The sequence below is a fragment of the Actinophytocola sp. genome (assembly GCF_049647105.1).
GTDB lineage: Bacteria > Actinomycetota > Actinomycetes > Mycobacteriales > Pseudonocardiaceae > Actinophytocola.
This window is the reverse complement of record NZ_JBARWZ010000274.1, coordinates 25,191-37,696: the sequence shown is the minus strand read 5'-3', so window position 1 is coordinate 37,696 and position 12,506 is coordinate 25,191. Positions and strand designations below refer to the sequence as shown.

The following is a 12,506-nucleotide window of genomic DNA, read 5'->3' as shown; positions in this document are numbered from 1 at the left end:
CCGGCACGCCGGGCCGCGGCCGCGGCCGGCGGTGGCGGGCTCGCGCAACGCCTCGCACGGCTTGGCGAGCCGGAGCAGCGGGCCCTGCTGCTCGACCTCGTGCGTGAGCACGTGGCCGCCGTCCTCGGGCACAGCTCGTCCGACGCGGTCACCGGCCCGCAGGCGTTCAAGGAACTGGGTTTCGACTCGCTGACCGCGGTCGAGCTGCGCAACCGGCTCAACACCGCCACCGGTCTGCGCCTGCCCGCCACGCTCGTGTTCGACTACCCGAGCCCCCTTGCCGTGGTCGACCACCTGCGTGCCGAGCTGGCCCCCTCCGGCGGTCCGCTCGCCGAGGCGACCGCGCAGGTCGCCGTGGTGACCGACGAGCCGATCGCGATCGTCGGCATGGGCTGCCGGTTCCCCGGCGGCGTGTCCACTCCGGACGAGCTGTGGGACCTCGTCGCCGCCGGCCGGTCCGGCGTGTCCGAGTTCCCCGCCGACCGCGGCTGGGACCTCGCGAACCTGTTCGACCCCGACCCGGACGCACTGGGCAAGACCTACACGAGGCACGGCGGCTTCGTCGACGCGCCCGACGAGTTCGACGCCGAGTTCTTCGGCATCAGCCGCCGTGAGGCCCTCGCGATGGACCCGCAGCAGCGGCTGCTGCTGGAGACCACCTGGGAGGCCCTCGAACGCGCCGGGATCGACCCGCACACGCTGCGTGGCAGCAGGACGGGTGTGTACGCCGGTCTCATGTACCGGGACTACGCGCCGACTCTCGCCGGTCTGCCGGACGGCGTGGAAGGCTTCTGGGGCACCGGGATCGCCGCGAGCGTCGCGTCGGGACGGATCTCCTACACCCTCGGCCTGGAAGGCCCGGCGGTCACGCTCGACACCGCGTGCTCCTCGTCGCTCGTCGCCATGCACCTGGCCGCGCAGGCACTGCGGACCGGGGAGTGCTCGCTCGCGCTCGCAGGCGGCGTCACGGTCATGGCCAGCCCAGACACGTTCGTCGAGTTCTCCCGCCAGCGCGGCCTCGCCGCCGACGGCCAGTGCAAGGCGTTCGGCGCCGGTGCCGACGGCACGGTCTGGGGCGAGGGTGCCGGCATCCTCGTGCTGGAGCGGCTGTCCGACGCGCGGCGCAACGGGCACCCGGTGCTCGCGGTGGTCCGCGGCTCCTCGGTGAACCAGGACGGCGCGTCGAACGGGCTGACTGCCCCGAACGGGCCGTCGCAGCAGCGAGTCATCACGCAAGCGCTTGCGCAGGCCGGGCTCGGCACGTCCGACGTGGACGTCGTCGAGGCACACGGGACCGGCACCGCGCTGGGCGACCCGATCGAGGCGCAGGCGCTGATCGCCACCTACGGCCGCGAACGCGAGCGTCCGCTCTGGCTCGGCTCCGTCAAGTCCAACCTCGGGCACACGCAGGCCGCGGCGGGTGCCGCCAGCGTGATCAAGATGGTCATGGCGCTGCGGCACGGGCAGCTGCCCGCGACGCTGCACGTGGACGAGCCGACCACGCAGGTCGACTGGACGGCGGGTTCGGTCAGCCTCCTCGCCGAGGCCGTGCCGTGGGAGGCGAACGGGCACCCGCGCCGCGCGGGCATCTCGTCGTTCGGCATCAGCGGCACCAACGCCCATGTCGTCATCGAGGAGCCACCGGCGCAGGAGCCGGTGACGCGCGCCGAGCTGCCCGCCGTGCCGTGGGTGCTGTCGGCCCGCACCGAGGCGGCTCTGCGCGACCAGATCGCTCAGCTGTCCCGAGTGGACGGTGACCCCGTCGATGTCGGCCACACCCTCGCCACCACGCGGGCCCGGTTCGACCACCGCGCCGTGCTGGTCGACGGTACCGAGGTCGCCACCGGCACGGTCGGCGGGCGCGTGGCGTTCGTGTTCACCGGTCAGGGCGCGCAGCGCGTGGGCATGGGGCAGGGCCTGTACGAGGCGTTCCCGGTGTTCGCGGCGGCGTTCGACGAGGTGTGCGAACACCTGGACCCCGCCCTCCGCGAGGTCATCGCCACCGGCGATGGTCTCGACGACACCGGGAACACCCAGCCCGCGTTGTTCGCGGTCGAGGTGGCGTTGTTCCGGTTGCTGTCGTCGTGGGGTGTCACGCCCGACTTCCTGGCTGGGCATTCGATCGGTGAGCTGGCTGCCGCGCACGTCGCTGGTGTGTTGTCCCTGGCGGATGCCGCTCGCCTGGTCAGTGCGCGTGGCCGGTTGATGCAGGCGCTTCCGCGTGGTGGCGCGATGATCGCGATCCAGGCGACCGAGGACGAGATCGCTCCGCACCTCACCGACACGGTCGGGATCGCCGCCATCAACGGGCCGCGGTCGATCGTGATCTCCGGTGAGGAAACCGCCGCCGAAGCTGTTGCGGCGCAGTTCGCGGACCGCAAAACCAAGCGGCTCACCGTCTCCCACGCGTTCCACTCACCCCTGATGGACCCGATGCTCGACGAGTTCCGGGCCGTCGCCGAAAGCGTGACCTACCACGAGCCGACCATCCCGATCATCGGCGCAGAGCCCACCGACCCGGAGTACTGGGTGCGGCACGTGCGTGGCACGGTCCGGTTCGCCGACAACGTGACCACGCTGGCCGAGCGGGGCGTGACCACGTTCGTCGAGGTTGGCCCGGACGGCGTGCTCAGCGCGATGGGCCTGGACGGCACGTTCATCCCCGCACTGCGCAAGGACCGCGACGAGGCGCGCACCGTGCTCACCGCCGTCGGCACCGCGTGGACACGGGGCGTCGACGTGGACTGGGCCGCGTTGTTCGGCGGCGGCAGGCATGTCGACCTGCCCACCTACCCGTTCCAGCGTGAGTCCTACTGGCTGCGCCCCACCGCGGGGAACGTCCTCGCCGCCGGTATCGACGCGGCCGGGCACCCGCTGCTCGGCGCCGCCGTGCCGCTCGCCGACGGCGACGGCCTCGTCCTCACCGGCAGGCTCTCCACCCAGACCCACCCCTGGCTGGCCGACCACGCCGTCATGGGCACCGTCCTCGTGCCGGGCACGGCACTGGTCGAACTGGCGTTGCAGGCCGGTGACCGCGTCGGCTGCGACGTCGTCGAGGAGCTGACGCTGCAGGCACCGCTGGTCCTGCCAGACGGCGCCTCGGTCGTCATCCAGGTGACGGTGGGCGCCGACCGGACCGTGGCGATCCACTCCCGCCCCGACGGCGGCGACTGGACCCAGCACGCCAGCGGCACCCTCGGCACGGACGCGCGTACGTCCACAGTGGACCTGAGTGCCTGGCCGCCCGCCGGGGCCGACGCGGTGTCCATCACGGACGTCTACGACAAGGCCGCCGAGCTCGGCCTCGAGTACGGGCCCGTCTTCCAGGGCCTGCAGTCGGTGTGGCGGCGTGGCGACGAGGTGTTCGCCGAGGTCGCACTCGCCGACGAGCAGCACGCCGAGGCCGCCAAGTTCGGCGTGCACCCGGCACTGCTCGACGCCGCGCTGCACGCCCTGTTCACCGGTACCAGTGATGACGGCGCGCTAGAGACGCAAGCCCGTCTCCCGTTCGGCTGGCACACCGTCAGCCTGTCCGCGCGCGGCGCGACGCAACTCCGTATCCGCATCGCCCCCGCTGGTGACGGCGCGATCAGCATCGACGCCGCCGACAGTGCCGGTAGCCCGGTCGCGTCGGTCGGCAGGCTGTCCCTGCTGCCGGTCACCCCGGAGCAGCTCCGGGCGAGCCGTCCGAGGTTCGGCGTCGACTGGGTTCCGGTTTCACTGTCCACAGTGGACGATGTGGTGGTGACCGCCGAACCGGTCGCGACCGCCCACGAGGCACTCGCCGCGATCCAGTCCTGGCTCGCCGACGAGCACCCCGGGAACGTGCGGCTCGTGCTCGTCACCACCGGCGCGGTGGGCGTCACGACCGGCGAACGCATCGGGAACCTTGACGCGGCAGCAGTCTGGGGCCTCGTCCGGTCCGCGCAGTCCGAGCATCCGGACCGGTTCGTGCTCCTCGACGGTGACGCTGGTTTCGCCGAGGCCGTCGCGGCGTCGGGCGAGACGCAGGTCGCCGTCCGCGACGGGCAGACCTACGCGCCCCGGCTGGTGCGCGTGCAGGACACCCCGGCGCCGATCACGCTCGACGGCACCGTCCTGATCACCGGCGGCACCGGCGGCCTCGGCGCGCTCCTCGCCCGCCACCTCGTCACCACCCACGGTGTCCGCAAACTGGTGCTGGTCAGCCGACGCGGCACGAAGGCCAGTGGTGCCAAGGAACTTGCCGCGGAACTGAAGGAACTGGGTGCCGAGGTTCGCGTCGCCGCGTGCGACGTCACCAAGCGGCCCTCCGTCGGCAAGCTGGTGAAGTCCATCCCGGACCTCGTCGGCGTCGTGCACGCGGCCGGTGTCCTCGACGATGGCATGATCACCGGGCTCACCCCCGAGCGGCTCGATGCCGTGCTGGCGCCCAAGGTCATCGCGGCCAGCCACCTCCACGAGCTGACCGACAATCTGTCCCTGTTCGCGGTGTTCTCGTCCGCGGCCGGTGTCCTCGGCACGCCGGGTCAGGCCAACTACGCGGCGGCCAACAGCGCGCTCGACGCGCTGGCACACGACCGTCGCGCGGCCGGGCTGCCAGCGGTGTCGATGGCGTGGGGCCTCTGGGACTCCGCGAGCGACATGACCGGCGAGCTGAGCGACACCGACCGCGCCCGGCTGAGCCGGGACGGCTTCGGCGCACTGTCCACAGCGGACGGACTGGCGTTGTTCGACGCCGCCGTCTCCGGGCGCGCGCTGGAGGTGCTGATCGACCTCGACCCGGCCGCGGTCGCCAAGGCCACCGGCACGGTCCCGCCGATCCTGCGTTCGCTGGTCCGCACCCCGGCCCGGCGCGCGGGCGGTCCCACCGGTGAACTGGTGCGGCGGCTCGCCGGGCTCGCGGAGGCCGAGCAGCGGACGATCCTCCTCGACGCGGTGCGCGGGCACGTCGCGGGTGTGCTGGCGCACGGCGCACCCGAGTCGATCGCACCAGCGCAGGCGTTCAAGGAACTGGGTTTCGACTCGCTCACCTCGGTGGAGCTGCGCAACCGGCTCAACTCCGCCACCGGCCTGAAACTGCCCGCCACGCTGGTGTTCGACTACCCGAACCCGGACAAGCTCGTCGACCACCTGCTCGCCGAGCTGGCCGGTACCAGGACCACCACGGTGGTCGCCACGGCGACCGGCGTGTCCGACGAGCCGATCGCGATCGTCGGCATGGGCTGCCGCCTGCCCGGCGGCATCGCGACGCCAGAGGACCTGTGGGACCTCGTCGCTGGCGGTCGGTCCGGGATCTCCGACTTCCCCGCCGACCGCGGCTGGGACCTCGCGAAGCTGTACGACCCCGACCCGGAGTCCTCCGGCACCTCGTACGTCCGCCGAGGCGGGTTCCTGCACGAGGCCGCCGAGTTCGACGCGGACTTCTTCGGCATCAGCCCGCGCGAGGCCCTCGCGATGGACCCGCAGCAGCGCCTGCTGCTGGAGACCGCGTGGGAGGCACTCGAGCGCGCCGGCATCGACCCGCTCTCCCTGCGCGGCAGCCGGACCGGCGTGTACGCGGGCATGATGGCGCAGGACTACGGCCGAGGCGTCGACGCGGGCCAGGCGGGGGTCGAGGGCTTCCTCGTCACCGGCATCGCGGGCAGTGTCCTGTGTGGACGGCTGTCGTACGTGCTCGGGCTCGAGGGTCCGTCCGTCACGATCGACACCGCGTGCTCGTCGTCGCTGGTGGCACTGCACATGGCCGTCCAGGCGCTGCGTGGCGGGGAGTGCGACCTCGCGCTCGCGGGCGGCGTCACCGTGATGACCGGGCCGGAGACGTTCGTCGAGTTCTCCCGGCAGCGCGGGCTCGCGGTCGACGGGCAGATCAAGGCCTTCGCCGGTGGTGCCGACGGCACCGCGTGGGGTGAGGGCTCCGGCGTGCTCGCCGTCGAGCGGCTGTCCGACGCGCAGCGCAACGGGCACCCCGTGCTCGCGGTGATCCGCGGCTCCGCGGTGAACCAGGACGGCGCGTCCAACGGACTGACGGCACCGAACGGGCCGTCGCAGCAACGGGTCATCGCCGCGGCGCTCGCCGCCGCCGGGCTCGGCATGTCCGATGTGGACGCCGTCGAGGCACACGGCACCGGCACCCCGCTCGGCGACCCGATCGAGGCGCAGGCCCTGATCGCCACGTACGGCCGGGACCGCGAGCGGCCGCTGTGGCTGGGTTCGGTCAAGTCGAACCTCGGCCACACGCAGGCCGCGGCCGGTGCCGCCGGGGTGATCAAGATGGTGCTGGCGCTCCAGCGTGGTGAGCTGCCGCCGACCCTGCACGTCGACGAGCCGTCGCCCGAGGTCGACTGGGCACAGGGCAACGTTGCGCTGCTGACGGAAACCGTGCCGTGGCAGGCGAACGGGCGTCCGCGTCGCGCGGGCATCTCGTCGTTCGGCATCGGCGGCACGAACTCGCACGTCATCATCGAGGAGCCGCCGACGGCACCCGATGCGCCACGCACCGGCCTGCCGGTCGTGCCGTGGCTGGTGTCCGCGAAGACCGAGGACGCGCTGCGTGACCAGCTCACCCGGCTGTCCGGGGTGGACGCGGATCCGCTGGACGTCGGTTACACGCTCGCCACCACGCGGACCAGGTTCGACCACCGCGCGGTGCTGGTCGACGGCGAGGAGGTCGCGACCGGGACGGCTGGTGGCCGCCTTGCGTTCCTGTTCACGGGCCAGGGTGCGCAGCGGATCGCGATGGGACAGGGCCTGTACGCGGCGTACCCCGCGTTCGCGGCCGCGTTCGACGAGGTCTGCGCGCACTTCGACCCCGCGCTACGAGAGGTGGTCGTTTCCGGTGATGGGCTGGATGAGACTGGGCACACGCAGCCGGCGCTCTTCGCGGTCGAGGTGGCGCTGGCGCGGCTACTCGCGTCGTGGGGTGTACGGCCGGATGTGGTGGCGGGGCACTCGATCGGCGAATTGGCGGCCGCGCACGTCGCGGGTGTTTGGTCACTGGCGGACGCAGCTGCCCTCGTATCGGCACGAGGACGACTGATGCAGGCCCTCCCGCCCGGCGGCGCGATGATCGCGCTCCAGGCGACGGAGGAGGAAGTACGGCCACTGCTCACCGACGGGGTGGGCATCGCCGCGATCAACGGGCCCAACGCCGTCGTGATCTCCGGCGAGGAGTCCGCCGCCGAGGCGGTCGCCGCACAGTTCGCCAAGACCAAGCGGCTGTCGGTGTCGCACGCGTTCCACTCGCCGCTGATGGACCCGATGCTGGCCGAGTTCCGTGCGGTAGCCGAGAGCGTGACCTACCACGAGCCCACCATCCCGATCATCTCCGCCGACCCGACGAACCCGGAGTACTGGGTCGAGCACGTGCGTGGCACGGTCCGGTTCGCCGACGCCGTGACCGCGCTCGCCGAGCAGGGTGTGACGACGTTCGTCGAGCTGGGACCCGACGGTGTGCTCACCGCCATGGGCCAGAACGTGGTGCCGGACGGTGTGTTCGTCCCGACGCTGCGCAGGGACCGCGACGAGGTGGCGACGCTGGCCACCGCGCTCGGCGTGCTCGCCGTGCGCACCGACACGGTCGACTGGGACGCGTTCTACGCGGGCACCGGCGCCGCGGTGGTGCCGCTGCCGACCTACGCCTTCCAGCGCCGCACCTACTGGCTGATGCCGGGTACCGGCGCGGGCGACGTGTCCGCCGCCGGGCTCGGTGCCGCCGGGCACCCGCTGCTGGGCGCCGTGGTGGACGTCGCGGGGGAGCCAGGGCTGCTGCTGACCGGCAGGCTGTCCCGGCAGACCCAGCCGTGGCTCGCCGACCACGCCGTCCTCGGCACCGTGCTCGTGCCGGGCACCGCACTCGTCGAGATGGCGCTGCACGCGGCGAGCCGGTCGGGCTGCGACGGCATCGAGGAGCTGACTCTGCAGGCGCCGCTGGTGCTGCCTGAGCACGACGCGGTGGTGGTCCAGGTGTACGTCGGCGCCGAGACCGACACCGGGCACCGCCCGGTGACCATCCACTCGCGACCGGAAACCGGCGGACCGTGGACACTGCACGGCACCGGCACGCTCACCGAGGCCGCCGAGCAGGACGCGGTCGCGCTCGCCGAGTGGCCGCCAGCCGGTGCGGCCACGGTGCCGGTCGACGGTGTCTACGAGGAGCTGGCCGACCTCGGGCTCGAGTACGGGCCGGTCTTCCAGGGCCTGCAGTCGGTGTGGCGGCGCGGCACCGAGGTGTTCGCCGAGGTCGCACTCGACGAGACCCAGGCAGAGCGGTCGGCCGGTTTCGGGCTGCACCCGGCACTGCTGGACTCCGCACTGCACGCCCTCGTCGCCGCCACGACCGGGGACCGGCGGCTCGCGCTGCCGTTCTCGTGGCACGGCGTGACCGTGACCGCCGCCGGTGCGTCCGTGCTGCGCGTCCGGATCACCCCGGCGGGCGACGACGCGTTCACCATCCACCTCGCCGACCAGACGGGCGCGCCGGTGGCGACCGTCGGTTCGCTCGCGGTCCGGCCGGTCACCCCGGAACAGCTCGCCGCGGCGACCCCGTCGTCGGCCGGGCAGCACCTGTTCGAGCTGGGCTGGGTCCCGGTCGACGTGCCGGACGTGCCTGCCGACGAGACCGAGCCGCGACGGCAGCGCCGCGCAGAGCGCCGTGACCGGCGCGACCGCCGGGACCGCTCGGAGCGGCGCGCGGCCCGCGCAGAACGGCGAGCCGAACGCCGCGAAACCGTGCGGCTGCAGGACAACGTGGTGGAGATCGACGCAGGGCCCGGCAGCATCGCCGACGCGGCACGGGACGCCGCGCACCAGGCGCTGGCGCTGGTCCAGGAATGGCTGTCCGACGTGCAGACCGAGCCGCTCGTGCTGGTCACCAACGGTGCGGTCGCGATCGACGCGGAGAGCGCGGACATCGCCGACCCGGCGGCGGCCGCGGTGTGGGGGCTGGTGCGTACCGCCCAGTCCGAGCACCCGGACCGGTTCGTCCTGGTCGACACCGACGACCGCCCGGAGTCCCGCGACCTGATCCCCGCCGCGCTGGCGACGGGGGAGACCCAGCTCGCCATCCGTGCTGGCAAGGTGTTCGTGCCCCGGCTGACCCGCGCCGTCCCAGCCGGGACGCAGCGAGCGCTCGACGGCACCGTGCTGATCACCGGCGGCACCAGCGGCCTCGGTGCGCTGGTCGCCCGTCACCTGGTGAAGACGCAGGGGGTGGCGCACCTGCTGCTGCTCAGCAGGCGCGGCCAGGACGCGGCGGGTGTCGCGGACCTGACCGACGAACTGACCACGCTGGGCGCGACGGTCACCGTGACCGCGTGCGACGTGACCGACCGGGCCGCGCTGGCCGGCGTCATCGAGGCGATTCCCGCCGAGCACCCACTGGTCGGAGTCGTGCACTCGGCCGGAGTGCTCGACGACGGGACCGTCGACACGCTCACTCCCGAGCGGATCGACCGCGTCATGCTGCCGAAGGTGGACGCGGCCGTCCACCTGCACGAACTCGCCGGTGACGTGTCGATGTTCGTGCTGTTCTCCTCGGTCGCCGGGGTGCTCGGCGGACCGGGACAGGCGAACTACGCGGCTGCCAACGCGGTGCTGGACTCGCTGGCCCAGTACCGGCGGGCGCAGGGGCTGCCCGCGCTGTCCCTGGCGTGGGGCCTGTGGGACCAGGCGAGCGACATGACCGGTGAGCTGTCCGAGACCGATCTCGCCCGGCTCAACCGCAACGGGTTCGGCGCACTGTCCACATCGGAGGGTCTGGCGCTGCTCGACGCGGCGTGCGGTCTCGACACGGCGCTCGCCGTGCCGGTCAAGCTGGACCCGGCCGGGCTGCGCCGGTCGGGTACGGACCTGCCGTTGCTGCGTGGGTTGGTGCGGGTGCCCGCCCGGCGGTCCAGGACTTCGGTTGCTTCCCTGGTGAACCGGCTTGGTGGGATGCCGCCGGAGGAGCGGCTGCCGTCCGTGCTCGAGTTGGTGCGTGGACAGGTGGCCACCGTGCTCGCGCACGCGTCACCCGCCGCCATCATGCCTGGCCAGGCGTTCAAGGAGCTGGGGTTCGACTCGCTCACCGCGGTCGAGCTGCGCAACCGGATCAACGCGGTGACCGGGTTGTCGTTGTCGGCCACGCTGGTGTTCGACTATCCGAACCCGGAGTCGCTGGCCGGGCACGTGCTGGCCTCGTTGCTGCCGGATCCGGACGCCGCGGCTCCTGAGGTCGACGAGGACGCCCTGCGGCGGACTCTGGCCTCGGTGTCGGTGGCCCGGCTCCGGGAGGCCGGGATCCTGGAGGCGCTGCTCGGCCTGGCCGCTACGGCGGAGGAGGCTGAGCGCGGGTCCGAGCCCGAGGACCTGGACAGTCTGGATGTGGACGATCTGGTCAAGCGGGCACTGGCCGGTCGATCCTCGCAGCGGAAGGCTTCATAGGGTTTGCCGTCTGGCTTGGGTTCGGGGTGCCGCATCGGTGACTTGCTCGACATCGTCGGGCAGAGCGCGCCACACTAGAAAAGGGTGTGCCCCCTGCGCAGCTCGCAGGGGGCACACCACCGCCGTTCGTCTGTCAGACGGTGCCGTTCCGGATCGCGCCGACGAGAGCGAACACGTCGCCGCTCAGCGTCGGTCCAGTCTGATTCTTGCTGTCCCGCAGGTACCTGCGGGTTGGGTGCACCTCAACGCAGCTGTCGTTCTCGTTGCTCCGACTGGCCTTGCGCCAGTTGTCGTCAAGGCGGGGTCCGTCGCCGTTCATCCTGTCCTCTCTATCTCTTCCACAATCTCAGCGATCAGCGCGAGCGAATCCTCCTCGCTGTGCGCCGCTCGACGGAGGTCCTTCTCCGCCGCGTCTAGGAACCCCTGAACATCGTCCCCATCGTCGTCGTCCGAGAGAAACAACGACGAGCGGAGATGCTCAAGCAGCACGCTCGGCGGGTTATCCGGGAACTCGTACAGCTCGAACGGTCCCGACAGGCCGTCGTGCGCACCGTTCCCGATCGGCACGACGAGCGTCGTGACGTTCTCGTGTTCCTCATTCAGCTTGAGTACGAAGCGAAGCTGATCGGCCATGACTTCCGGGCCGCCCACGCCCTGACGTAGCGCCTGCTCACCGATGAACGCGCGATACTCAGGCGGGTTCCTCCTGGTCAGGGTCTCGCGACGACCAACGCGCAGCTTCACACGCGACTCGACGTCCGCAAGCGGACGGTCACGACGACCTATGAGCGCTCGCGCATAGTCACCCGTCTGGAGCAACCCCGGAATCAGCAGGGGTGCCCAGACGGTGAGCTTGTTGCACGTCCGCTCGTACTCCAAGATCCCGGACAGCGCCTGCGAGATGCCCGGCAGGCCCGTCGTCGGGCATCGCCATGCCTGTTCGCGCTAGCTCGCGTTGGCCTGGGCGTGTTCCTTCTCGGCGTACGCCTTCAGGTTCAGCAGCTGCTTGCGCATCATGACCATGTCGACCAGGCCCAGTGGCCTGCCGATGAAGTTCGGGCCGTTGAAGACCGCGCGGGCGATCAGGCGGGTGCCGGTGCCCTCGGGGCGGACCGCGTAGGTGGTGGCGACGCGGCCACTGCGGATGGTCACGTGGTTGTCGCGTTCGAAGGCGGCCAGCGTGAACAGTCGCATGAACTTCTGGCCGACCTCCAGGTTCACCAGGTCAGGGGTGCGGACCGGGGGGCTCTTCTTGCCGAAGTTGTCTAGGTAGTCGTAGCTGTAGGGGGCCAGGCGGATCTGGCACAGCCAGGCCCACATCAGCGACGGCGGCGCGTCGACGGACACGGCGCGATCGGCCGCGAGTCCGCCCGGAAAAATTTCGTCACAGGGCAGCTTCTCGGCACGTTCTTCTGCCGTGGCGCCCCACACCTCTCCCGGAAACATGGAGCGAGTCTGCCATTCCCGCTATTATGAGTCATGACCCGCGCGTCGGGGTTGCTCAGCTCTCGCGCGTTCGATTACCGAATGGTTACCACTCGTTCGTTACTCGGTGGTGGACGGCAATGCGATACTGCACCCGTCGTCACATGGACAGGACGGAGGTGCGTCATGACCGGCGCGAAGAGCTGGTGGACGAGTCCGGCCCGCCACTTCCTCCAGCACCTGCTGGAGATGACCGCCGCGATGTTCATCGGCATGGGTGTGCTCGCGATGCCCGCGCGGCTGCTGTGGGAGGCCCTCGGCTGGGACTTCATGATCGAGAACCTGGTCGCCAGGACGCTCGTGATGGCGACCAACATGACCATCGGCATGGCGCTGTGGATGAGGATCCGCGGCCACCGGTGGCGGCCCATCCTCGAGATGAGCCTGGCCATGTACCTGCCGTTCGTGATCATGTACCCGTTCTACTTCGGTGGCCTGGCCGGCACGACCGGCGTGATGGTGGTCGGGCACGTCCTGATGGTGCCCGCCATGGCCGTGGTGATGCTGTTCCGCCTCGACGAGTACACCCTCCCCCACAGCATGCACAGGCGCGCGGGCGAGCCCGAGACCAAGGAGCTGGCCGCCCAGCCGGACGCGTGAGCGCCTGAAAAGACCTGGTC

At 71.6% G+C, this 12,506-nt stretch carries 5 protein-coding genes; 2 read left to right on the top strand and 3 right to left on the bottom strand.

Going from position 1 to position 12,506, the window contains the following annotated elements; translation table 11 throughout:
• Window positions 1-10,401 (top strand): SDR family NAD(P)-dependent oxidoreductase (locus WBA97_RS32195; RefSeq protein ID WP_424234737.1); only part of this gene is annotated, 10,401 nt, incomplete at its 5' end.
• 133 nt (window positions 10,402-10,534) lie between these two features.
• Here the strand turns inward: WBA97_RS32195 and WBA97_RS32190 are convergent.
• The 3 genes from WBA97_RS32190 to WBA97_RS32180 all read right to left on the bottom strand — a co-directional run bounded on the left by WBA97_RS32190 (window position 10,535) and on the right by WBA97_RS32180 (window position 11,847).
• Window positions 10,535-10,720 (bottom strand): DUF397 domain-containing protein, encoded by a 186-nt coding sequence (locus WBA97_RS32190; protein WP_424234736.1) that lies wholly within the window; start codon window positions 10,718-10,720, stop codon window positions 10,535-10,537.
• A complete protein-coding gene (locus WBA97_RS32185; RefSeq protein WP_424234735.1) occupies window positions 10,717-11,280 on the bottom strand; it encodes a DUF5753 domain-containing protein in 564 nt (187 codons plus the stop codon). Before WBA97_RS32185 ends, WBA97_RS32190 begins: the two co-directional genes overlap by 4 nt.
• A 66-nt stretch (window positions 11,281-11,346) precedes the next feature.
• Window positions 11,347-11,847, bottom strand: coding sequence for a hypothetical protein (locus WBA97_RS32180; RefSeq protein WP_424234734.1), 501 nt, complete (start codon window positions 11,845-11,847; stop codon window positions 11,347-11,349).
• A gap of 165 nt (window positions 11,848-12,012) precedes the next feature.
• On the opposite strand from WBA97_RS32180, the gene WBA97_RS32175 reads away from it, so the two are divergent.
• The gene (locus WBA97_RS32175; protein WP_424234733.1) at window positions 12,013-12,486 is read left to right on the top strand and encodes a hypothetical protein; all 474 of its coding nucleotides are present in this window, start codon (window positions 12,013-12,015) and stop codon (window positions 12,484-12,486) included.
• The last annotated feature ends 20 nt before the right edge of the window (window positions 12,487-12,506 follow it).

What these genes read in the sequence shown, in the direction of transcription:
- WBA97_RS32175 (WP_424234733.1), top strand. Translation starts at nt 12,013, where the DNA reads ATGACCGGCGCGAAGAGCTGGTGGACGAGTCCGGCCCGCCACTTCCTC.
- WBA97_RS32190 (WP_424234736.1), bottom strand. Translation starts at nt 10,720, where the DNA reads ATGAACGGCGACGGACCCCGCCTTGACGACAACTGGCGCAAGGCCAGT.
- WBA97_RS32180 (WP_424234734.1), bottom strand. Translation starts at nt 11,847, where the DNA reads ATGTTTCCGGGAGAGGTGTGGGGCGCCACGGCAGAAGAACGTGCCGAG.